The organism is Acidicapsa borealis, from assembly GCF_059115245.1.
Genome location: NZ_JCACNY010000001.1, coordinates 4,969,535 through 4,993,640, shown reverse-complemented (window position 1 = coordinate 4,993,640; position 24,106 = coordinate 4,969,535). Strand labels below are relative to the sequence as shown.

Here is a 24,106-nt window from a genome sequence, read left to right as displayed (position 1 = left end):
ACAAGCACTCGAAACGACACTTTATCAAGCGAGTTATCTTAGCGGTCCATGGGCAATTCTCTCATCATGCATGCATTCCCACCTAACCCGGTAGATCTGCTCGTGGTCTGTGGTTACTTCGCCGTATCGCTGACCATCGGCTACTTCACCCGGAGAAAGTCTGGGGATTCGCAACAGTTCTTGAACGCAACGCGCACCTTGCCCTTTTGGGTTGCAGCGCTTTCCTTTTTTGCAGTGAACTCTGGCGGTCTTGAACTCGTTGGCCTGTCCGCCATGAGCGCAGAACACGGCCTGCAAACACTGCATTTCTATCTTGTCGGCGCTATTCCTGCCATGATCTTTCTGGCGCTGTTCATGGTTCCTATCTATGTGCGCAGCCGTGCCCACAGCGTGCCCGAGTTTCTTCTGCTCCGCTTCAACGCGCACACCAGACTTCTGAATTCGATCTCAGTCCTTGTCGTCTCAGCGCTGCTCGCAGGCATCAGCCTTTACGCCATGGCGCAGACCCTGCATAGTTTTCTCGGCTGGGAGTTCCTCCCGTGCGCACTCACCATGGCAGCAGTCGCCATCCTCTTTCTCCTACTCGGAGGTCTTCGAGCGACCATCTACAATGAGCTTCTGCAGCTTGGTTTGATCGTTGCCGGACTTACACCCCTTGCGATCTATGTATGGCGCGATTTCCACGGTTTATCAGGTCTCCTGGCAGACCTGCCGACGGCGAATGCACATCTCTGGGGTGCCATGCCCATCGCTTCCACCAGTGCACCGCTCGATCGAGTCGGCGTGCTACTCGGCCTTGGCGGCATCCTGAGCTTCGGATACTGGTGTACCGACTTCCGCCTGATGCAGCGGACGCTTACAGTCAAGAAGGATCACGACGCAAGGCTTGTCCCACTTATTGCGGCCGCAGGCAAGCTTCTTTTTCCATTGCTGGTTATCGTCCCCGGCCTTGCCGCATGGCATCTGCTCGATACTCCTGACTTCGCCGGTATGCGCAATCACAACTACGATCAGGTTCTGCCTCTCTTACTCCATCGTTACTACGGCCATGGACTCCTGGGGCTGGGCATCGTTGCGATTCTGGCCAGCCTCATGTCCGGCCTTGCCGGCAATGTAGCAGCCTTTGGTTCACTCTGGACTCAGGAGGTCTACCGACCCTATCTCGTAAAGAACAGGCCGGAACTGCACTACATCGCCGTGGGTCGCGTGTCGATGTTTGCCGGTCTGCTGCTCAGCATTGCCACCGCGTTCATCGCTTTGCTCTTTAGCAATCTCATGGATTACATCCAGTTCCTCTTCTCGCTTTTCAATGCACCGCTGCTGGCTATCTTTCTGCTTGGAATGTTCACACGATGGGTTACGCCATGGGCGGGATTCTGGGGATTGTCGGCTGGCATAGCAGCTGGCGCAACGCACAACCTGCTCGCCAGAGCAGATTGGATCCACTACGGCAGCCAAACTACGTCCAATTTTTACGGAGCTATCTACGCTTGGTCCGTGGCAACTGTCGTCACGGTTCTGGTCAGTTTCTTCACAACGCGAAGGCCGGAATACGAATTGAACGGCCTGGTATTTGAGCTCAACGCAGGCAGACAAAGCCTCATTCGAGACCGTGTCGTCTGGATAGCCGCTTGCGTACTCGCAGCTTTCTGTGTGTACCTGAACGTCCTCTTTTGGTAGCTCTACTTCTCTGGATGCATTACCGGACCGGTAGATTTTCGTATCACAAGGTTGGCCTGAATCATGTACTGCTTGCCCTTGACCGGAGTCTGCCGGTTTGAGTTCTCCAGGGAAGCAAACACCAGCCTGGCCAGCTCGGTCCGCGATGTCCTTAGCGTGGTCAACGGCGGGTATACGATGTCGCTGAGCTCAATGTCGTCCAGTCCGATGATCGACATCTCTTTCGGTACCGCGCATCCTCTATCCCGCAGCGCGCGCAGGGCTCCAATCGCCGTCATGTCGTTTGCTGTCAGAATCGCTGTCGGGCGGTTCTTGCGTATCAGCAAATCCGACATCGCCGCTTCACCGCCAGGAATGCGATAGTCGCCATGCCGGATGAACTCCTCGCGAATCGTCAGCCCATGAGCACGCATCGCCGCCAGAAACCCGTCCAGCCTCATCTTCGACGTGGCCAAACCAAGATATCCGCCGATGAATCCAACCTTGCGATGCCCGAGGATCTTCAGGTGCTGGATTGCCTGGCCCATCGCTGCCTCGTAGTTCGTCGTAATGTCGCTAAGGCCAAGGCCAATCTTCCTGCGATCCATGGTCACCAGCGGAATCCGGTTCTTGACCAGCGCTTCGAACGGCTCCGTTTCAATCTCCGACGCCATGAGCACTACCCCGTTCACGCGTCGCGTCAACATTCTGCGCACCGACTTTGCCATGCCGCCCTGGTGGAAATCAATTGTCGCTACGAGCAACTCGCGTTCATGCTCCACCACCAGCGACTCAAGGCACTTCATAAACTCAGGAAAGAATGGATTCGTGATATCCGGAATCAACAGACCATAGGTGCTGCTGCTACCTGATCGAAAGGCAGTAGCATTCGTATCCGGCACAAACTGAAGCTCATCAATCACCTTCTGCACACGCGCAGCTGTTTCACTTGTCACAAGGTTTGAGTTGTTGATCACCCGCGAGACTGTAGCGCTCGACACCCCCGCAATCTTCGCGATCCTTCTTATGTTCATTCGCTCATCCCTGACTTAGGTCTCATGGGCCTCCGGCAGAAGCCGGACGCAACGGGAAACTACTCCGAATGCAAAGGGTTCGAAGATAGTCATCGAACTCGTCAGCTTCGGACCATCCTGGTCGAGCGAGGATAGACAGAAAGCCTTACCAGATTGTGGGAAACAGTCACTTGCGAGAGGCGCAAGCGAATTCTACTCAAAAATTAACACTAATCGATCGCCTACAGGAAATCGGTTGCGCTTGAAATCAAGCAAAACGATTCACCGGAACACGAGGATGTAGCTCGCTGCAAAAGTAGCGGCCAAACCAGCGAGAGCCATGCGCTCTACAGAGCAGCCTCGAAATTCAAGCTCCAAAGAGCGCAGAGTCTGACTACAGGCCCGCTGCTACAGTTTCGTTCGCTTCGAGAATGCCGCGTAACTCGTCATTTGACTTACCGGCTATCCACGAGCGTAGATTCTGCGCATCGTCTCGCGTTGTCAGGTAGCCACCCAGCAACCGCTCCAACGCATTTGGAACTTCCTCTGAAGTGCAACGATAGTTCACCAGGCGCGCCACACCTGCATGTGCTCCCAGCGCACCGCCTAATGCAAACGACCAGGCATCTGACAGCTTGCCATCCTGCTTGATCTTCTTGCCTTCAAGTCCGATATCCGCGATCCAATGCTGCCCGCAACTGTTCGGGCAACCGGTCACATGCAGATGAAGCTGCTGGTCAAAGCCCGGCAGGCGATTCTCCATCTCCTCCACCAGCCAGCGCGCAAAGCCCTTCGTCTCCGTGATCGCCAGCTTGCAGAACTCAGTACCCGTACAGGCGACCGCACCACGCCAGAAATTCGTCGCCTCCACCGTAAGCCCGAGGTTAGAAAGCTCCTTGAGCACTATCTCTAGATTCGCCTGCGGCACACCGGGCAACACGAAATTCTGCATCACCGTCGTACGCAGTTCAGCCCCTGCATACTTCTCCGCTAAATCGGCCAGGGCCACCAATTGCTCGCCGCTCATGCGCCCATTCAACACGGTAGCACCAACGGAATACAGCCCCGCCTGCTTCTGCCGGTGCACACCCACGTGGTCGCGGAATACATCGTTTGGCAGGGCATCTTCGACGCCCGGATCAAGCTGAAACGGCAACTTCGCCTGCAGAGTAGCCAGGAAGCTTTCAGCAGTCCATCCTTCGCGGAGGAAAAGGTGCTTCAAGCGCGCGCGGTCACGGCTCTCGCGAAGTCCCTGCTGCTCGCGGAAAATCGACACGATTCCCCGGACCACTTCCACCGCCTGCGCCTCGCTCACAAACGCATCGAGCTTCACGCCCAGATGCGGATCTGCTGAAAGGCCTCCGCCTACGCGCACAGAGTAGCCAATTTCATCACCACGCTTCACCGCCGTCAGAGCAATATCGTTGATCTCGGGATACGAGCACCACACCGGGCAGCCCGTTACCGTGATCTTGAACTTTCGCGGCAGATTATAGAACTCCGAGTTGCCACTCACCTCACGCGCTACAGCTCGCGCCAGCGGCGAGGCATCGATCAGTTCATGCCCATCGAGTCCGGCCATAGGGCATCCCGTGACATTGCGCACCACGTCACCGCAGGCCCCGCGCGGCGACAATCCCACCGCGTCAAGCGCCAGCACTGCATCGGGAAGGGAATCGACGGTAAGCCAGTGCAGCTGAATCGCCTGCCGCGTTGTGATGTCCGCGAGGTTCCGCGCATGGTCCCGAGCCAGCGTGCCTATCACCCGCAACTGCTCCGCAGTTGCAATGCCGTTCGGAATCCCGATGCGCATCATGAAGTACTCGGTCGCCTTGCCCATGCCGCCCGTGCCGCCGGTTACACCAGCACCGTCTCCCTGCGTGTAGATGCCCCACCACTTGAAATAGAATTCAGCCCACTCCGGCAACACGCTCGTCCGGCCCTCGCGAGCGAAGGTGCGAATTTCATCAAATGCTTGCCACGGATTCTTCTCCCGCTTCAACCGCTCGGCGCGCTGCGCTTTCGTTTCCTTCACAACGGGCTTGATTTCAGGATTCGTACCGGGGGAATTTGGCGGTGTGCTCATCAGAATACTCCTGTGAAGATGTTACAGGGCCGAAGTGGACAGGCGATAACACTCCTCACGCTGACCTGAATGCGCCAAGTACCTATCGCTATGTTCGGGAACGCGTTACCCCATTTGTCTATTCCGTTGCCGTTGGTTCGCCCGGAATGACAGAATCGTGAAGTCCGCATCACTCCGCGCAAATACCTATCTCTGGAGAAACCAATCTTGAATCGCCATCGCAAGGTCTGCAGCACCGTTCTGGCAACGCTCGTTCTACTGTCCTCAGCATGTCTGCACGCCGCCGAGCCTCTGCCCATCATGCCACTGCCGGCCAGCGTTACCGCAGGCCAGGGCGAATTTGTGATCGACGGCAATCTGAACATCGCCATCGACGGCTTCTCTGAACCGCGTCTCATCCACGCGCGGCAGCGCTTCTTCGACACTCTCTTTCATGAAACCGGCATCCCATTCAACCTTGGAACCCCAGCGCCTGCCGCCATGCACATCCAGGCTGCAGGCCCCAGCGCCGCCATTCAGAAGCTCGGCGAAGACGAGTCCTATCACCTCGAAATCACATCAGCCGGCATCAAGCTCACCGCCCCAAATCCGCTCGGCATCCTGCATGGCCTTCAGACTATCCTGCAACTGGTCCGCATCACCCCGCGCGGCTTCACGTTGCCCGCCGTCACCATCGACGACAAGCCCCGCTTTCCCTGGCGCGGCTTAATGATCGACTCTGGCCGCCACTTCATGCCTATCCCAACCATTGAACGCAACCTGGACGCTATGGAAGCGGTCAAGCTCAACGTCTTTCACTGGCATCTATCGGAAGATCAGGGCTTCCGGATCGAAAGCAAAGTCTTCCCGCTGCTCACGCAGAAAGGCTCCGACGGCCTTTTCTATACCCAGGACCAGGCCCGTCACATCATCGAATACGCCCACGAGCGCGGTATTCGCGTCATCCCGGAATTCGACATGCCGGCGCACACCGCCAGTTGGTTCGTCGGCTACCCGCAACTTGCCAGCGGCAAAGGCCCCTACGAACTCGTCCGCGAGTGGGGCGTCTTCGACCCCGCGATGGACCCCACCAAAGAGAGCACGTATCAGTTCCTCAATCTCTTCCTAGGCGAAATGACCGGCTTGTTTCCCGACGCCTACTTCCACATCGGCGGCGATGAATGCAACGGCAAGGAGTGGGACGCGAACCCGCGCATTCAGGAATACATGAAAGCTCACAACATCAAGGACAACGCCGCACTCCAGGCAATGTTCACCGCCCGCGTGCAGAAGCTCGTCACCGCGCACCACAAGATCACCGAAGGCTGGGATGAAGTTCTACAGCCAGGCACTCCGACGGATGTAGTCATCCAGTCCTGGCGTGGCCGCGAATCGCTTCTCGACGCAGCCAAGCGCGGCTATCGCGGCCTGCTCTCGAATGGCTACTACATCGACCTCAACCAGTCCGCGGCGGAGCATTATCTCGTCGATCCCATGGAAGGCATCGCCGATAAACTCACTCCAGAGCAACAGTCCAGCATCCTTGGCGGCGAAGCGACTATCTGGGCTGAATTCGTCTCTGGTGACACCATCGACAGTCGCATCTGGCCGCGCACAGCAGCCATCGCCGAGCGCTTCTGGTCGCCGCAGAATGTGCGCGATGTCGATTCCATGTACGCCCGTATGGCCATCATCGACGACAAGCTCAAGGCATACGGCATCCACCATGCGGCCACCACCGAAGCCCTGCTCGAACGCATGAGCGGCGACACCAATCCGGAAGCTTTGCGCGTCCTTGCCTCCGTCGTTCAGCCACCCAAAGGCTACGCACGCGAAGGGCTCAAGCACAACACTGCATTCAGCCCGCTCAACACTCTCGCCGACGCCGTCCCACCGGAGAGCGAAATTGCCCGCCAGTTCGCTCAGATTGCTGATTCCATCGCGAATGGCAAAGCTACTCCGGAAGAATGGCAAAAGGCCCATGACTGGCTGGTCCTCTGGCGCGACAACGACGCCAAACTGCAGCCCACGCTTTCGAAATCCGAAATAACCGCGGAGCTCGAGCCAGTCTCGAAAAATCTCCACGATGTGGCTGAGATCGGTCTTCAGGCGCTCGAAACCTATCATTCCGAGACATCTCTCAGCGTTGACACGCAGCATCAGAGCCTGGACCGGCTCACTGTCGCAGAAAAACCACAGGCCGTCCTGGTGCTGATGGTCGTCGCGCCGATTGAGCAGCTCGTAAAGTCCGCCAAAGTCCGCTAGCGATTTGCCGTTTTGATCACCATCTGCGTGAGGTTCTTATCTCCCTCACGCAGATGCCAGCTCCGGTCCGCCGCAACGTTTTCAAAGCGCTGCACAGTCTTCGAAGTAGGCCAGCTCACCTCGATCCGGTCCACCACCGTCGCCGCGCCAATCCCAATATGCTGCCGCAGCGGGTTCCCGCCAAAGCTTGATCCATACCCAACCGTCCTGTAAATGTGCCGGGACCGACCATGCTCGGTTACCGTTAAATCCACCCGCACTCCAAACGCTGCACGATTGGTCATCACACCCTCCAGCTCCAGGGTCACCCAGTGGTTCCCATGCCCGGGATTGTGATACAGCGAGCTCTGATACGTATCCCCCGGAAGCGCCCCACCCATCTCCTCAAACACATCCTCATAGCCCGTGTTTTCGAGATCCCCAAAGGCGACCGCATGCCCCTTCTGCAGATGCCCAAACCCGCCTGACGTCGTCACATCGAGAAAGCGCCGGCCTCCATCATTGCGAAACATCCGATTGGGCAAGAGCGCCTGGTAGGTCGAGTCTCCCGTCCCCAGATACACATCCAGAAACCCGTCATTATCCAAATCGCCAAAGTTAGCGCCCATCGTTAGAATGGCGCGATCCAAGTGCATCGACTGCGTCACGTCCGTGAACGTCCCGTCGTGGTTGTTATGGTATAGACGTGGTAGCGCAGCATGATTGGGCTTGCCCATCTCAAACGCCCCAACGTCTTTCGCCGACTCCGTCGAGTAACCTGCTGCAAAAATATCCGGCCACCCATCGTTGTCGTAGTCGAAGAACCAAGTCGCAAAGCCGCGCGTCTGGTGATCGACGCCCGCACCAGCCGTGACATCCGTAAACTTCCAGAAAGTTCCCGATGCAGGCCCGTCGTTGCGAAACAACCGCCCAGGTCCGTTCAGCACCGAAACATACAAGTCCGGCCGGCCGTCATTGTTGAAGTCGCCCCAAGCCACACCCTTCACAAATCCCAGTTCCGCCAGCCCCATCGGAGCTGCCATCTCGGTGAAGGTCCCATCATGATTGTTGTGAAAGAGCTGGCTAGGGTTCCGCTCCTCGGGAGTTGCCTCATGCCCGACAAATAAGTCCAGCCAGCCGTCGTTGTCAAAGTCCGCCCAGGCAGCCGTCTGCGTCGAATGAGCCGACATCAATCCCGCAGCTTCGGTGACATCGTCAAAAGTCCCGTCACCATTGTTCTTCAAGAGCGACATGGGATAGCGACCATACTTGCCCCACCAACCACCGCGCAGCACCAACACGTCCGGATGCCCGTCATTGTTGTAGTCGGTCAGCACAACATTAAGCCCGCCGGTCTCGCCCGTGAGCCCGGCCCGCGCGGTCACGTCTTCAAACGCCCCATTCCCCAGATTGCGAAACAAATGCATCTGGTCCCGAGGCCCGGAGGAAGTCACCAGCACGTCCAGCAGACCATCTCCATCCAAATCCTCCAGAATCGCCCCACCGGCATGCGCCGTCACGTCGAGTCCGGCCACACTCGCAATATCTGGAAACTCCCCGAGATCCTGCTCAGAATCAAACAGGCTGCTGGGAATCAGCCATGCTTTCGGTACTCCCTCCGGATACTTCCCCAACTGCATGTAAGCCACATTCAGCAGCCATCGAGATTGGTCGTCCTCCGGGTTCACCTTCAACAGTTCCGTGTACTCTCGTACCGCACCCTCCGCACCGCGCGTCAGGTGATGTATGCCCGATCCGCGAATCGGAAACACACAGGCCTTCTGCCCATGCATGTGGGCGCAATTCTCCTGCTCTCCGAGTCGCAGATATGAGAGGGCCAGCCACTCCCCCAACTGATGCTGAGTCTCTGGCGGTGGAACAAATCCTTGCTCCCGTGAAATGCGCCGCAACTCTTCCAGCGCCTGAATTGCATCCTCGCTGTTGCCGGCCCGGAGCATTTCCCGAGCCATCTCCAGCCGTACCTGGAACGCATCCGGCATACTCAGCTTTCGCTGCAGCAGCAACTTGTAGTAGGGAACCCGCTCAGCAGGCTTGTTCGGATCAGCCTTCCAGTCGTTCTCGCGAAAAATCTTCTCCAGCAATGCGGCCATCTTCTTCGTCCCGGCGGACTGGTATGCAGCATGGCTGGCCGTGTCGTCGGTATTCACGGGTGCGTTTGGATGTTGGGCCACCGCTGGCGGGCAAGCCCTTGTCCAGATCAAGACAGCGAACAGGCTCGGACCAATCCAGTGTAGGCGCGGTCGCATTGCACTCAACCGGCCTGCCGGGATATGTCTCTCTTGACCACCGTCAGCAATCAGACGATTCACAGGGCCATCTTACCGGAATTCAAGCTGATTCTGGCTGTCCTCACTTTGCGTACCCCGGCGTCATGGCGCAAACCTCACAAGCGTTACCGGCTACCGCCTGAGAGATTCCAGTTAGGCTTTCATCCGCGCCAATTTAGTGATACGCCCCGTCGCGTTCCAATCCGAGACATATACGTCGCCCGCCTTGTCAATGTGCGTACCGTGAGCCGCGCTGAAGTAGACCGGAGCAATTTCTCCAGGCTTCAGACCATAATTCGCCCACTGCTTCTTGTCCGGATTATCGCCCAGGAACGCGACCGGAACATTGCCCTTATCGAGCACGGTCACGCGTCCTTCAAGCTCCGAGATCACGGCATAATCGCCCCAGAAACTAATCTGACAGGGCCGCCGCAGCCCCGTCGTCAAAGTCTTCACATACTTTCCATCAAAATCAAAATGGCAAAGCCGCCGGTGCTCGCGATCGGCAACCATCAGTAGCGGCTCGCCATACCGCGTGTCCACCGCCAGCCCATGGCTGCAGTCGAACATGTTCTCAGCATCGCCCTTGCCGCCAAATGCCTTCTTGTAATTCCCCTTGCTGTCGAAGACAAAGATCCGCGAGTCCCCATAGCCGTTCGCAATGAAGATCGACCCATCCGGGCCCTTCACCGCCGACGTAATCCGCCACTCGTCCGGCTTCTTGAAACCAGCCTCGCCCGGCGCCGTGATCTTCTGTAAGACAGTCCCATCCATCTTCATCTTGACGAAAAGCCAGTTCTCCTCCGGCGTGCCCTTCTGCACTGTCGTATACAGAACTTCCTGACCATCCTCTTCCGTGTAATACATGGAATGCACTTCGGGATACTTTTCAGCAATCGTCCGCACGAGCTTGCCGTCGGCGTCGTACACCAGCACGCCCGTCGTACTCTGCGTGCTTACATACACGAGGCCAGCCTTGTCTGTGGCAATGGCCCCATGCGTCCCGCCAAACGTCTTACCTTCCGGCAAATGCCCCCACCCATGCACCAGATCAAATGTCCACTCGCCATTGCCCGTCCGCAGACGAGCATCCTCAGCCATCGGTAAAACAGCAGATTCAGCGTGAGCGTGAGCAGGCAGCAGCGAACCAGCAGCGGCCAAACCTGCAGTCGCCAGAAACCCGCGACGGCCAAGAGAAGAGGGAAGGAAAGTCGTCTTACGAACAGTCATGGAGTCTTTTTCACCTCAGCCTCTCCAACAGGAGAAGCAGGAACAGGTTGCGCAGGCGTGTCATACAAATACACATGCCGCAGATTGGACATCGCGCCAAGCTGCGCTGCAGCCTGTGCCGTCACCTTGGTTTCGCTTAAATTCAGGTATCGTAACTCTTTCAGATCATGTAGCTTCATCAGCCCGCTGCCCGTAATCGCGTCGCTCTCCAGATGCAACTTGCGTAGATGCCGGAATTTGACCAGCGTGTCGAACGCCGCGTCTGTCACCGCCGTTCGCCCCAGCTCCGCTTCCACAATGAACGGTGCAAACTTGTCCAGCGAAGCCAGCTGCGTATCCCCAAACTTCATTCCGGCATTCACCGTCTGCAGAACCAGCCCGTCCTTGGGATCCTTCGAAACGGGTACGAGCTTCACGGTGAGTGCCGCAGCCGCCTGGTTAATCTCGGCCAACCGCGGAGTGAAATCATCCACCGGCGGCAGCGGAGCTTCCTCCACCTCGTCCTGCACCGCAACACCCGTCAGCGTAGCCACTGTCGGTGAAGCACCCTGCTGAATCCACGCCCGAATCAGCGCAATCTCCTCAGCCTTGAGCGGCGGCTTGCCCTCGGCAGGCATAAACTTTGCGTGATCCACTGGCAGCGTCACCCGCTGCAAGAGTAGGCTCTTATCCGGCTGTCCAGCCACCACCGCCGGGCCCTCCTCGCCGCCCTTCATCAACTCCTCATAAGTGTCGAGCCGCAGCTTGCCGTTCACTTTCGAAGTCCCATGGCAACTCACGCAATTCGAGTCAAGGATTGGATTAATGTGCCTGGCATAAAACGATCCGCCCGCCGGAACAGCCTTGGCTGTCCCAATCAGCGGCCAACTCCGCATCGGCTTCGGGAGATATTCGAATAGGTAATTCTCGCCATGCGTAAGCGACCCGCCCTGGTGCGCAGTCCACGAAAGCACAGCCAGCACCAGTAACAGCATCCCCGCATACACCATGCCGGAGCCTCGAACTATCCAGCAGGCCGCGACGACGATGGTCAGCGCGATTCCGCCCCACAAATGCAGCGTTACCCTGGGGCCACTCTCCCCGCCACCATACGCCAACAAATATCCCAGCGCGACAGCACCAAGGCAGGCAAGAATCGAAAGACCTAGCACAAATCCGGCCGCCTCACGCAACCCCGGCCGCTTCCGCCCAAAAATTTCGAGCAGGGGAACCAGTACCAGAAGTCCGATCGGTACATGCACCGCCAGCGGATGAAACCGCCCTAGAAACTGCTGCCAGTCGGCATGCGTTTTGCCATCCAGCCGGAAGACGAATGGCACGAGCAACAGGCAGACACTCAACGCCGCGAGCCACACCAGTTGTTTACGCCGTCCCTTCGAGAAGAAACCGCCCTCTATCCCCGCCAAGCCATTCCCCTCGAGTTCATGCGTCTGTTCTTCAACCCGGCAATTCTAACTAAGCCAGCAGCCCCGGCACCACGCTAGCGGGCGTAGTTCCTGTCAGTTTCTGGTCGAGCCCCTGGAACTTGAACGTCAGCTTGTTGTGGTCGATCCCCAGGCAGTGCAGAAGAGTTGCGTTGAAGTTCCGCACCGGCACTGGATCGCGCACCACGTTGTAGCTGTAATCATCCGTCTCACCGTAGGTGATGCCAGCCTTCACGCCGCCGCCGGCGATCCAGGTCGTGTAGCACCGCGGATGATGATCTCGTCCGTAGTTATCCTTGGACAATCCGCCCTGGCTGTACACCGTGCGCCCGAACTCGCCCGCCCACACCACCAGCGTGTCATCCAGCAGCCCGCGGCGCTTCAGGTCCGTAACCAGCGCATACGTTCCACGGTCCGTCTCTTGGCATAGCCCAGGCAGCAGCCCTGCCGTATCTGCATGCAGATCCCACCCGCGCTTGTACACTTGCGTAAACCGCACCCCGCGCTCCGCCATCCGCCGCGCCATCAGGCAGTTATAGGCATAGGTTCCAGGCTCCTTCGCATCCGGCCCATACAGATCCCAGGTCGACTGCGGCTCCTTGCTCATATCTGTAAGCTCCGGAACAGAAGTCTGCATCCGGTAAGCCATCTCGTACTGCGAAATCCGCGAATTCGTTTCCGGATCGCCCAGCTCGTCATAGGTCTGGTGATTGATCGCCTGCACCGCATCCAGCATCTTTCGCCGAACCTCGCGGTTCACTCCTGCCGGATCGCTCAGATACAGCACCGGGTCTCCCGAAGATCGCATCGCGACCCCAGAGTATTCAGAAGAAAGATAACCGCTACCCCAGAGCCGCGAAGAGAGCGGCTGATTGTTCTCCTTCGGATTCATCTTGCTCAGCAGCACCACAAACGTAGGCAGGTTGTCATTCATGCTGCCCAAACCATATGAGAGCCACGAGCCCATGCAAGGCTTACCCGCATTCATGTTGCCCGTATTCAGCAGCATGATGGCTGGCTCATGATTGATCGCGTCCGTGCTTGTCGACTTGATAATCGCCAGGTCATCGACCATCTTCGCCGTGTACGGCAGCAGATCGCTGACCCATGCGCCCGATTTCCCATACTGCTTGAACTCCCAGCGCGAAGGCGCAATTGGAAAGCGTGCCTGACCGGCCGTCATACCCGTCAACTGCTGCGCACCGCGCACCGACTCCGGCACATCCTGGTTAAACTGCGCGGCCAACTTTGGCTTGTAGTCCAGCATGTCCATCTGCGGCGGCCCACCGGACATAAAGAGATAAATCGCCCGCTTCGCCTTCGGCGCAAAATTCGGCAGCCGCAACTGTTCCGGCGTCAGCTTGACAGGAGTAGCAACCGAGCCCTGCGCCACAGAATGCAGCGCCTTGTCGCCCATCAGGCTGGCCATCGCCGCCCAGCCCAGCACCTTCCCCGCGCGCCCAAGAAAGTGCCGCCGTGTCTGCAACGCAGCCCACTCCGTCTTCAACCCCTCCGCAATCGGCAGGTCGAGTATCGTAGGTCCGTGATCCGGGTCCGTGCAAAGTGGATGCTGTTTCATGCCATCTCCTGCTTCTGAAGTATTGCCACTACTTATTCAAAGTCTCGTCCAGATTCATCATTTCGCTCACCACCATCGTCCAAGCCGCCAATTGAGCGCCCGGCAGCGAAGCATCCGCCCGCTTCTCGCCGACCGTCAGCAAATCATGCGCCGCCTTGGGATCAGCCGCATAATGTTTCGCCATATCGTCGTACGACTTCCGCAGCACCGAAGCCATCTGCGGGGAAGGCTCCTTCGCCAACATTAGCTCGCTCAAGTAAGAGATCCGCTGCTCCGGCTCCTTGCCGCCCTCGCGCATCGTCCGTTCCGCCAGTTCTCGGGCCGCTTCAACCCATTGCTCGTCGTTCAGGGTCACCAGCGCCTGCAGCGGAGTATTCGTCCTCTGCCGTCGCGTACACACAACGTCCCGCATCGGAGCGTCAAACGCATCCATGTCAGGATGGATCGCCATTCGCTTCCAGTATGTGTACAGGCTACGCCGGTAGAGAGCGTCCCCATGTTCCTGCTTGTAGTGTGTCGTATCGCTGATCGGATATCCCACCGACTCCCACACATTTCCCGGTTGGTACGGCATTACACTCGGCCCGCCAATCTTCGGCACCAGCAGCCCGCTTGATTGCAACGCGACGTCCCGCAGCATTTCCGCATCCATCCGGAACCGCGGCCCATGCGCCAGTAGCAGATTCTTCGGGTCCTTCTGGAGCTGCTCCGGATACGTCTTCGCGCTCTGCCGGTACGCCGCTGACATCACCATCAGCTTGTACATATGCTTCATGTCCCAGCCGCTCTCACGAAACTCCACCGCAAGCCAGTCCAGCAGTTGCGGATTCGTAGGCCGCTGCCCCATGATGCCGAAATCTTCCGTCGTCTCCACAATCCCGGTGCCGAACAGCTCGTTCCACATCCGGTTCACCGTCACCCGAGCCGTCAGCGGATTCTGCGGACTCACCGTCCACTCCGCCAGCGCTAGCCGGTTATGCGGGATACCTGCCGGTAGCTGCGGCAGGTAGTGCGGCACATCCGCCTCCACCCGCTCCTTACGCGCTGAATAGATGCCGCGATTCAACACATCCGCATACGCAATCGAAGGCTTCTCCACGGACACGAGTGTCATGTCCCCACCCTCCGATAGCTTGTCCAACTGCGCATCGAGCTTGGTGATCTGCGCCTGCAAATCCTTCGCCTGCGCATCCACCTGCCCGAAGTAGAACTGGCTCACCACATGCAGCTGATCCTTGTCCCACGCGGCAAAGGGCTTGGCCGTAACTTCAGCCACGTAATCCTCAAACAAGAGCCGCTTCACCTCATCCGAAGTGACTGCACGCCCGTACAGCCGCAAGTCCTGGTACCGGGTATCGCGCGCCGGTTCTTCCTCCGGAGCCCGCATTCCAAGCATCATTGGCGCACTGGCCTTAATCGTGGTCTTGGCCAACGTATCGCTAACCACCTTCGTCGGCACCGGTACGCCATCCAGATACACATGAATGCCAGCCGCGCGGCCCGATCCGTCATAGGCAAAGAAGATATGCTGCCAGTTCCCGTTGTCCGCAACCGGCTTGGTGGTGACTACCTTCAGCCCCTTCTTTACTCCACCATCCAGCAGCTCAACGCCAAGCACGCCCTTCTCGATCACGATGTCCCAACCGCGGTTCGCTTGCGTAGCTGTAGCCTTCGAAACGTCGTCCTCAGCCTTCTTCTCTTTCTTATCCTTGTCGATCGGCTTGCCGTTGCCATTTTTGGCCGCCGCAGGCTTAGGTTGCTTTTCCGGGTCTGCTTTCACCGAATCCATCTTCGAAACCAGCGTTCCCGTCAGATCCTTCCCGGCGAACCCCGGCTGCGCCCGCAGCATGAACCATCCACCCACCGAGAACGGGTGGTTCCAGTCAAAATCGCCGATCTGGCCCAGGTTCACATGCGTCGCCGTGCTCGGCCGGAAATCCCGCCACAGCCACGTCGATTCACCCCACTGCGGCGGCGTTCCCGTCAGCGCAAAACTCTTCGGACTCGCATTCGGCGCGGAGTTCTTCAACTCCATGCCACCCGCCTCATCAATCCGCAACCGCAGCATTAGCTTCTCCGCCGAAACCGCCTGCGCCGGATTTTGCTTGCCCGCAAGCCAGGCCTGGATCAGCTTCCGCTCTTCCAGCTTTTCCGCGTCCAGCTTCGACTGCAGGTCGGACCGCTTCGCCAGCACTGCGTTATAAGCCGCACGGTTCGCGTCCTTGGGAACGCGAAGGACGGGCTTCCAGTCTGGCCGGTCCATGTTGAACGGCTGCTCGTTGATGTTGTTGAAGAACGCGCTCAGCTGGTAGAAGTCCTTCTGCGTCGTCGGATCATACTTATGGTCGTGGCAAACCGCGCAACCCACCGTCAGCCCGAGGAACGCTCCACCGTAAGCCTCGGTTCGCTCCCGCGCAATGTTCACGCGCAGCTCTTCGGTGATCGTTCCACCCTCGTTAGAGCTCACGCCCGACCGCACATACCCTGTCGCAATGATCGAATCCACATCCTTCGCAGGCAGTAGGTCGCCGGCAATCTGCTCCTTCGCAAACTGATCGAATCGCTTATTGGTGTTGAACGAACGAATCAAATAATCGCGATACAGCCAGATGTGCCGGTTGTTGTCGTAATGCAAGCCGTAAGTATCCGCATACCGTACGTAGTCCATCCAATACCGCGCCCGCTGCTCGCCATAGGCCGGCTTAGCCAGCAGCCGGTCGACCAGATGCTCATAAGCCTGCGGAGAGTTATCCGCCAGGTAGACCTTCACTTCATCCGGAGTAGGCAAAAGCCCAGTCAAATCCAGCGTGACTCGCCGAATCAGGGTTCGCTTGTCAGCCTCTGGTGAGGGATGCAATCCATCCTTGGTCATCCGCGCCAGCACGAATTTATCGATCTGATTGTTACCCCAGTTTGTATTCGGCGTAACCGGCGCAGCTGCCTTCACAGGCTCTTCAAACGCCCAGTGCGGCCGGTAATGCGCACCCTCCGCCACCCAGCGCTTCAGAATGGCGATATCTTCCGGCTTCATCGGCTTGGCCGCGCCTTCCGGGTCCTGCGGCATCAACTGGTGCGGATCTTTCGCCTCAATGCGCTTGATCATCTCACTCTGGTCGGGATGTCCAGCCACGATCGCATCCGGCTTTCCCGGCCGCTTCCGCAGCGCAGTTTCTTCCAGATCCAGCCGTAGCCCAGCCTTGCGCGCCGCCGGATCGGGTCCATGGCAGCTGAAGCAGTTGCTAGCGAGAATGGGCTGCACATCCTGGTTGAAATCCAGCTTTTGCCCGCTCGCTGAAGCGGTCGATACGCCCCCGCTCTTGCTCTTGCAGCCAGCCGTCACCAGCACCAACCCGCTGGCGGCCAGAATTCCGGCTGCTATCAGCCCCGCTCCGACCGTCGGAGCCTTCCGCGCTCGCTGCACCCGAGTTGCCATTCCACGCTCACTATTCATCTGCAAGCCGCACCCAAATATTTTGGATCGATTGGTGTGGTATCGATTCCACCACTGAGAACGCAGCGCTCGCAGGAAATCGAAACGAGATAACGTTATGCCCCGCAGAAGACAACTGTCAAACGAAAGTTAGCGATAACGGAAAATCCAAAAAATCGCCTTTTCGTCTAAGGTGCCGTCGCCGCAACCCCTTATACCCATCTCCCACAAAAGAAAGAGGCGAGCACCGGAGCGCCCGCCTTTCCGGTCTTTCGTGAGAACTATGAGCCCGGGTGGACTTGGATGATCCGCATCATCTCCCGGTACTGCTCTTCGCTCTTGTCTTTCACCGCATCGAACCGCTTTGACTGCTCCTCGCGCCGTGGGTCCGCCGTCCGCGCGTAGAGCTGAAGTAGCGCGAAGTTCGCCAGATAGTTATCCGGATCGATCTTCACCGCGCGATCTAAAAACCTCTGCGCCTCGGGAAACTGCTTGCGAGCAATACTCACCTGCCCCAACTCGGCCAGCACATCCGCCCGGTCCGGCGCGAGACTGTTGGCCAGCGTAAGTTCCTTCCCTGCATCCTCGAGCCGGCCTTCCTGCCGCGCGATTCGGCCCAGATAACTGTGCGCCTCAGCAGCAGTCTTGGGATCTCCTGCAGCTTGCGTCAGCCACTTGCTTGCAGCCTCAAAGTTTTTCGCCCGAAAGTAAGTTGTCCCCAGCGTAAGCACTGGAATCGGGTCCGCAGGCCGCAGCGTATGAGCCTTCTCAAGATAAGGGATAGCCCCCGTCGGATCCTGAGCAAAGGAGGAAACGGTTCCCATCCCCAGGTTGTAGTCGAAATCCTCCGGTGCCAGTTTGACAGCCTCTTCCATCGCCTTTCGCGCCTCTCCGAGCAGGCTCAACTTCAAACAGATCACGCCAAACTCATAGGGAAGACTCGCGTCCCTAGGACTCAGGTCTCGGGCATGAGCCAGATACCCAAGCGCCCCTTGATAGTCTCCAGCCGCCTTGGCTATGCGAGTCAGATCTACCAGCACCACGACAGATGTGGGACTACCCGCAAAAACAGTCTCCAGCGTCGCGCGCGCGGCATCCAGCTTGCCTTCACCCTCTTGCGCCAAGCCCAGGATTCTTAGCCCATCCGTAGAAAGCTGCCCGTTACCCTTGACCGCACTGAAGATCAAATCAATCAGATCCGCCCGGCGCCCAACGCGCAGAGCCGGCAGTACATCCATCGCATCCTGCTCTGTAAGATCCGAGTTCGCGACCAGTGCCGCCGCAGCTTGATCCGCGGCCTCCTTGCGCCCCAGCGCAGCCTCGTCTCCGCAAGCAATCACTTCAGCCCCGATCAGCCTGCGTCCCTCGTCAGGCAGCTTTGCCAGATGATCCAGCGACCGCTGATACTTCCCATCCCACATCAGAAGCGTGGCTAACTGAAAGTTACCCTCGCCATTGTTCGGCTCCAGTCGCAGCAGCTTCTCATACACAGACAATCCCGCCGCACGATCCTTTGCATCACCGGCAGCCCTATCCATGTAAATCCGGCCAAGATTCAGATAAGCTCCCGTAAGCTTCGGAGAGTGTTCAATCGCCGCCGAAAACGCGCGCGCCGCCTCCTCACGATGCCCCTGCTGAATCTCCACGACGCCTAAGAGGTTCTCAATTCCCCCGTCGTGCGGAAACTCAGCTCTTGCTTTGACCAGCAAAATCTGTGCGCCCGAGATATCCTGCTCCTCGATATGTTTTTGGATGTCGAGCACAGTCTGGCGATAGCGTTTGCTGGAAGCTTGTTGCCCGCGCACCAACAGCGGCGCAGCGATCAAAAGAACCGCCAATGACGCATTGAGCAAAGCGCAATGAGACAAAAGCGATCGCATCCTGAACTCGTCATGCACTATCGCTTTACCTTCCGGTCCACTAAACTGTTTTTCATGATGTTCCCTAGGCGCGGAGGTCTCTTCGGCGCAAAACTAGCTCTCGTACAACTGAGCGTCCTGCCAATCCTCGCCAATGGCCAGGCCTCTCCCAGTCAAACAGCCCAGCCTCAGTCGACCGTTGAGGAACAGTCCTCTGCGCAATCCCCGGCGTTCTCTCTGGGCCTACCTGCAGATACCGCGTCGCAGTTAAGCCAGGCCGTCGCTGGGCACAATTATATTGCAGCGGAAAAGCTCCTGCTTAAGGAGCTCGAACCCGATCAGACCTCGCCCAGAGCCGCGCATTTGCTGGCGTATTTAGGCAGCATCTACTTCCTCAATCACGACTATCTCAATGCCGCCGTCGCATGGAAAAAGTCTGACGCTCTGCACCCGCTCGACTCATCGCTGCAGTTCTCTCTTGCCATGGCTTACGTTCAGATCGGTCATCCCGCCTGGGCTAACCCGTTACTCGAAAAGCTCTCCCAGCAGAACTCGTCCAACCCGCTCTACCCTTACTGGCTGGGCCGCCTGGACTATGACGCTCAACACTACGCAAGCGCCATGCAGCATCTTGAGAAAGCCATCGAGCTTGACCCCAAAATGGCCCGCGCCTACGACAACCTCGGCCTCTGCTACTTCGCTCAGAACGACAACAACCGCGCTATCGCAAACTATCAGAAGGCGATCGCCGTCAACGCCGAACTGTCAACTCCATCCGCATGGCCCTACCTCAATCTCGCCATAGCGCAGCAATCTCTCAGTCAAACGGATCAAGCCGAAGCCAACGTCCGCGAAGCCCTGCGTGTCGATCCCAAACTGGCACCTGCGCACTATCGGCTCGCCAGCATCCTCGAAGACAAACATCAGCTTGAGGCCGCCATCACGGAGCTGATTCAGGCCGTCCAACTGGACGGGAATTATGCAGAGCCGCACCTGGCCCTGGCCCACATTTATAAGAAACTCAATCGCACGGAACAAGCCAATCAGGAAGTACAGATATACCAGCGTCTACACAGCCAATCCCAACCGAAGCCACAACACTAAAGGCGATTAAGTGCCTTACGGCCAAGAGAAAAGCCACCCCGGGACATCGTCCCGGGGTGGCTTGTTGCTTAGTTGAATCCGAAAGCAGCAGCGAGTCGTTTAGAACTCGAAGCGGCCAACGAACTGAATGGTACGAGGCGTACTTACCGAGTGATTCCACGTTCCAAACGATGGCGATGCAACGTCGGTCACAAATGCATAACCTGTGCCGCCATTGTTGCCCCCTTGGCTCACAAAGTAATGGTTGTTGAACGCATTGAAGAAGTTCGCAGCAAACTTGAAGTTGAACTTCTCGCCGATGCGCGTGTTCTTCGTGAACGAGATATCCAAATTCCGATAGCTCGGACCCTCGATTTTCGAGACAGCCTTACCATAGCCCGTATAACCGAGAGTGTTGAAGGCATCCGGAGACTCCAGCCCGGCCGAGTTAAACATCAAGCCCTTGGCAGGGTTGAAGTGGTTGCGGTCTTGTGCGAGCACTTTCCCGCCCGGAACCACTCCCGGGACACAGTGCTCACGGAAGTAGTTGCCCGACCCGTTGTTCAGCAGGGAATCTGTGGCGCAGTTGGATGACCAGAACGAGAACGGAATGCCGTCCTCATACCGGAAGATGGGGCTTGTCTGCCATCCGCCAACCAGCGTATTCAGAAGGCCTGAATTGCTGAGGAAGCGCTTGTTCTTGCCGAAGGGCAGGTCGTAGACCACCGCGAGAGACGTAGTCACAGGAACGTTGTCCGGAGCGATTGCATACGAGCGGCGAGCTGGATCATAAGGCGAAAAGGCTCCGCTGTTGCCTCCCGAACCCGCGCCAGTATTGTTGGTTGACTGTGTGTTATTCGAAGCATCGGTGAACATCTTTTGCCACGTAAGCGAGCCGAGAATGTACAAGCCGCCTTGCAAGCGCTTCTCGATCTTGCCCTGGAACGATTGGTAGATCGACGTTCCGTGTTGTTCGTTTAGACCCGACAGTGGTCCGCAATATTGTGGGAAGGGCAGAAGCGCCTGAGCGATTGATGGAGAGCACGCCTGCATCTGATCAGCCCATCCCGTGTACGGTACGGAAACTCCGTGTGCGGCAAAATTCAGCGGACCGGTAGGATCCGTATATTTGGTTGCCAGGTCCGTACCGATCGCCTGAATTGCCGGATCGAACGGGTTTAGGACATTGATGGGGCTCAACGCCGAAGGCAGGTGCGTGCCCTTCGTGCCGACATAGGATACGCTCAGCAGCGTGTTGCTTGGGAGCTGCCGCTCGATCGTAAGGTTCCACTGTGATGAGTAAGGACGATGATTGCCGTCCCTGGGACGATAGAGCGAGGGGATCTGGCCGTTGTCAGCACCGGCGGAGATGTTGGAGGTTGATCCAACCTGAGCAGGTGAGATCCCGGTCTGAAGATAGATTGCCGGAGTCTGGAAGCCGTTGGTTGCCGTTTCAGACAAAGTCAGGTTCTTGTTGAATCCGTCCTGTGCCAGTCCGCCGCCCCATCCCGGATAGAACGCCTGTCCGAAATAGAGACCGTAGCCAGCGCGGACAACAGTCTTCTGGTCGATGGTGTAGGCAAAACCTGCACGAGGTGCCCATGCATTCTTGAATGCTTCTTCAGGATAGCGGCCGCCATAGCTGGCTGCGCCAAACTTGGTTCCCGCGAAAGCAAGTCGTCCCTTTAACTCCGTTCCGCTCGCCGTGACTGCATCCGGGTTCGGACCGTATGGATCGATGAAGGACAGATTGTTGTGTTTGTCGACAAACGGGCTGATGTAATCCCAGCGCAGGCTGTAAGACAGGGTCAGTTTTGGATTCAGGCGCCAGGAATCGCCAGCATGGAAAGCCCAGCCAATCTGACGGGGATACTTGGCCTTGATGTTGAGGTATCCAACATTGGCGCTTGAAACCGCGCCCAGATAGAAGCTTGCCTGAGCATCGCCCGGTGCACCAAGGGAAGGATTCCCCGTTGTGTCCTGTGCAAAGTTGAATGTTCCACCCTGATTACCCGAGCTGTGGATGCTGGTTCCAGCGAGCTTCCACTCCAGACCAGCCGTCAACGTGTGCTTGCCCTGGATGCGGGTGAATACGTCGTTGACAGCCCAGGTACCGCGTGTCGTCAGGTTCTGCGTGGAGTCCGGTCCAGCATTGTTACCCAGCTGCGAATAGCCGCCGCCGAAGGTCATCTCTGGAAGGAAAGTAGGATCGGCGACGCCCGGAACCACTGGAAGCTTCGCCGCGCCGTTCAGCGCAAAGTAGCCTTCATTTCGGTTTAGGTAGCCGACCGTTGCGTGATTGGTCATGCTGCTCGAAATTGTGTGTTCCCAGTTCAGGCGCTGAATCGGCGCGTTTTCCGGGCTGGCAGGGGATGCGGTCGAAATTGCAACCGGCAGATCGCTCTGCGAGTTTACGCCCGTGTATTGCCACCAGTACGTGTAGTAAAGGTGATCCCTCTGTCCGATGTTGGCATCCACGCGCCAGAAGTAGACATTCTCGCTGTTGGTGAGCGAACCCTGTCCGGACTTTGGGATGAAGTAGTTGTTCAGCAAGTTGCCATTAGTCGGCGTTGGTTCTGCTGCCAGAAACGCCGCAGCGATCGGATCCTCGAAGGAAGGATCGATCTTGTTGCCAGGAATTTTGGTGCCAGCCAACTCACCATACTTGGCCGGGTCGTTCGGATAGTACAGCTGCGTCGTCACTGCGCTGAAGTCACCACCACGCTCCGCAATGGGAGCGATGGACAAAGTCGCCGAATTCGCTGATCCGTGATCCTGGAAACCTTCCCAGTTGAAGTAGAAGTAGCCTTTGAAGAACGCTTGAGGGCCGTGATATTTCGGTATCCAGATCGGGCCGCCTACGTTGGCACCAAAGTCGTTTTCCTTATCCGCCGGTTTCGATGCACCACCGTACTGGGTTGCATTAAAGAAATCGTTGCGGATGTACTCGTAAGCAGCACCGTGGAACTTCTCGCTACCGCTCTTGGTCTGCACGATCAGCTGACCTGAAGTCGAGTTGCCAAACTGAGCGTCGTAGTTCGAAGACAGAATCTTGACTTCGCTCGTAATATCCGGCGACATGCCAAAGTCGGTCTGCAAGCTGACCATGCCGCTCTGATTCATGTAACCTTCGGAAGCCGTAGCGCCGTCGACCAGCGCTTCATCACCGGTGATGATGCCGCCATTGGTACGAGCGTTGTAAGCGTTGCCGCCGCCGCCAGTCGTCACACCCGGCATCAGGATCGCAACAGTCACCGAAGAACGAGGCGCCCCGGAAACCACAAGAGGGAAAGACTGCAGCGTCTCAGGACTCACGCCGCCTTCGATCGTCGGATTCTCGTAGTTGATCAGAGAAGCATCGCCGTTCACCGTGACTGTCTGATCAGACTGGCCCAGCGTCAGCTTCACATCCACGCGGGCCGACTGGCTCACCGCGAGTTCGATGCCCTTGCGCACTGAGCCCTGAAAGCCCTGTGCCGTTACAGACAAGTCGTATTTGCCCGGCGTTAAATTGCGAAAGCTGTACTCACCCGCTCCGTCAGCTTCGAAGTTCACCTGGAACCCCGTAGCTTCGCCCGTCAAAGTCAGCTTGGCCCCCGGCACCACTGCGCCGGAAGGATCGGAGACCGTGCCGCTCAGTGACGCGTTTGTATCCTGACTGAAGCCCTGGCCGCTAAAGACCAGCGACAACACCATTGCGACTCCGACCCAAAGCAGTCGCAGCTTGTTTCTCTTCATAAAACCGTTCGTCATAAGGTCTCCTTGAAAACGTTTCAATTTTGAGCAGTTCGCCTGTCGGCATGCATGAAGCCTAGGGAACTGCAAAGTGTTCGGATGCATCTTCTTTGCTTTTAACTGTGTGTCGGACTTCTCGCGGATGCGCTCGAAACTGGACTCAGGAAGTCGTTTCTTGTGAGTCTCGCAGCGATCAGACGTTCCTCAAAATTCCGCAAACATACTGCAAATCGCTTCGGCTTTCGAGCGTTTTCTCAAATTAAAAGGATTTCAATTGCGATGTAATCCGTTACACCGAGCCGTCAGAAACGATATGCGCTCGTTTCAACTGCTGTCAACCTAAATATGGAGATGTGGGTCAACCCTCGACCGCATTCTTACCAAGATCTTTCCAAACGAGGTAACCGCTAACTCAAGCAGTGACGCCAGATTCCTTCGCGTCCTAGTTCACTGACTCAAAGTCGTAAGCCATCGAAATTCCGTGACCAATCCCCGGA

At 57.5% G+C, this 24,106-nt stretch carries 12 protein-coding genes; 3 read left to right on the top strand and 9 right to left on the bottom strand.

Annotated features, from left to right (window positions below; genetic code table 11):
* Positions 1-66 precede the first annotated feature (66 nt).
* A complete protein-coding gene (locus AC5S27_RS20280; protein ID WP_493936378.1) occupies positions 67-1,680 on the top strand; it encodes a sodium:solute symporter family transporter in 1,614 nt (537 codons plus the stop codon).
* Positions 1,681-1,682: 2 nt separating this feature from the next.
* Here the strand turns inward: AC5S27_RS20280 and AC5S27_RS20275 are convergent, their stop codons facing one another.
* Both AC5S27_RS20275 and AC5S27_RS20270 read right to left on the bottom strand, forming a co-directional pair.
* The gene (locus tag AC5S27_RS20275) at positions 1,683-2,693 is read right to left on the bottom strand and encodes a LacI family DNA-binding transcriptional regulator (protein WP_493936377.1); all 1,011 of its coding nucleotides are present in this window, start codon (positions 2,691-2,693) and stop codon (positions 1,683-1,685) included.
* Between the two features lie 373 nt (positions 2,694-3,066).
* Positions 3,067-4,758, bottom strand: a complete 1,692-nt coding sequence (locus tag AC5S27_RS20270; RefSeq protein WP_493936376.1) for a nitrite/sulfite reductase — start codon at positions 4,756-4,758, stop codon at positions 3,067-3,069.
* Between the two features lie 207 nt (positions 4,759-4,965).
* Between AC5S27_RS20270 and AC5S27_RS20265 the strand changes: the two genes are divergently transcribed.
* Positions 4,966-7,002 (top strand): beta-N-acetylhexosaminidase, encoded by a 2,037-nt coding sequence (locus AC5S27_RS20265; protein WP_493936375.1) that lies wholly within the window; start codon positions 4,966-4,968, stop codon positions 7,000-7,002.
* Here the strand turns inward: AC5S27_RS20265 and AC5S27_RS20260 are convergent.
* The 6 genes from AC5S27_RS20260 to AC5S27_RS20235 all read right to left on the bottom strand — a co-directional run bounded on the left by AC5S27_RS20260 (position 6,999) and on the right by AC5S27_RS20235 (position 18,758).
* Positions 6,999-9,248: a CRTAC1 family protein gene (locus AC5S27_RS20260; protein ID WP_493936374.1), complete on the bottom strand. Its 2,250-nt coding sequence runs from the start codon at positions 9,246-9,248 to the stop codon at positions 6,999-7,001. The genes AC5S27_RS20265 and AC5S27_RS20260 overlap by 4 nt on opposite strands.
* Positions 9,249-9,422: 174 nt before the next feature.
* Positions 9,423-10,499 (bottom strand): 6-bladed beta-propeller, encoded by a 1,077-nt coding sequence (locus AC5S27_RS20255; RefSeq protein WP_493936373.1) that lies wholly within the window; start codon positions 10,497-10,499, stop codon positions 9,423-9,425.
* Complete coding sequence (locus AC5S27_RS20250) at positions 10,496-11,905, bottom strand: c-type cytochrome domain-containing protein (RefSeq protein ID WP_493936372.1); 1,410 nt, start codon at positions 11,903-11,905, stop codon at positions 10,496-10,498. The genes AC5S27_RS20255 and AC5S27_RS20250 overlap by 4 nt, the downstream gene beginning before the upstream one ends.
* Positions 11,906-11,954: 49 nt before the next feature.
* Positions 11,955-13,502, bottom strand: a complete 1,548-nt coding sequence (locus AC5S27_RS20245) for a DUF1501 domain-containing protein (RefSeq protein ID WP_493936371.1) — start codon at positions 13,500-13,502, stop codon at positions 11,955-11,957.
* A gap of 28 nt (positions 13,503-13,530) precedes the next feature.
* Positions 13,531-16,935 (bottom strand): DUF1553 domain-containing protein, encoded by a 3,405-nt coding sequence (locus AC5S27_RS20240; protein WP_493936370.1) that lies wholly within the window; start codon positions 16,933-16,935, stop codon positions 13,531-13,533.
* Between the two features lie 278 nt (positions 16,936-17,213).
* Positions 17,214-18,758, bottom strand: coding sequence for a tetratricopeptide repeat protein (locus AC5S27_RS20235; RefSeq protein WP_493936369.1), 1,545 nt, complete (start codon positions 18,756-18,758; stop codon positions 17,214-17,216).
* A gap of 33 nt (positions 18,759-18,791) precedes the next feature.
* Here AC5S27_RS20235 and AC5S27_RS20230 point away from each other — a divergent pair, with 33 nt between their 5' ends.
* Complete coding sequence (locus tag AC5S27_RS20230) at positions 18,792-19,895, top strand: tetratricopeptide repeat protein (protein ID WP_493936368.1); 1,104 nt, start codon at positions 18,792-18,794, stop codon at positions 19,893-19,895.
* A gap of 99 nt (positions 19,896-19,994) precedes the next feature.
* Here the strand turns inward: AC5S27_RS20230 and AC5S27_RS20225 are convergent, their stop codons facing one another.
* Positions 19,995-23,627, bottom strand: a complete 3,633-nt coding sequence (locus AC5S27_RS20225) for a TonB-dependent receptor (RefSeq protein WP_493936367.1) — start codon at positions 23,625-23,627, stop codon at positions 19,995-19,997.
* Between the last annotated feature and the right edge of the window lie 479 nt (positions 23,628-24,106).

Bases quoted from the DNA above. Each gene is read 5' to 3' on its own strand.
- AC5S27_RS20255 (WP_493936373.1), bottom strand. From the start codon at position 10,499: ATGACTGTTCGTAAGACGACTTTCCTTCCCTCTTCTCTTGGCCGTCGC.
- AC5S27_RS20240 (WP_493936370.1), bottom strand. From the start codon at position 16,935: ATGGCAACTCGGGTGCAGCGAGCGCGGAAGGCTCCGACGGTCGGAGCG.
- AC5S27_RS20280 (WP_493936378.1), top strand. From the start codon at position 67: ATGCATGCATTCCCACCTAACCCGGTAGATCTGCTCGTGGTCTGTGGT.
- AC5S27_RS20270 (WP_493936376.1), bottom strand. From the start codon at position 4,758: ATGAGCACACCGCCAAATTCCCCCGGTACGAATCCTGAAATCAAGCCC.
- AC5S27_RS20260 (WP_493936374.1), bottom strand. From the start codon at position 9,248: ATGCGACCGCGCCTACACTGGATTGGTCCGAGCCTGTTCGCTGTCTTG.
- AC5S27_RS20245 (WP_493936371.1), bottom strand. From the start codon at position 13,502: ATGAAACAGCATCCACTTTGCACGGACCCGGATCACGGACCTACGATA.
- AC5S27_RS20225 (WP_493936367.1), bottom strand. From the start codon at position 23,627: ATGACGAACGGTTTTATGAAGAGAAACAAGCTGCGACTGCTTTGGGTC.
- AC5S27_RS20275 (WP_493936377.1), bottom strand. From the start codon at position 2,693: ATGAACATAAGAAGGATCGCGAAGATTGCGGGGGTGTCGAGCGCTACA.
- AC5S27_RS20230 (WP_493936368.1), top strand. From the start codon at position 18,792: ATGAGACAAAAGCGATCGCATCCTGAACTCGTCATGCACTATCGCTTT.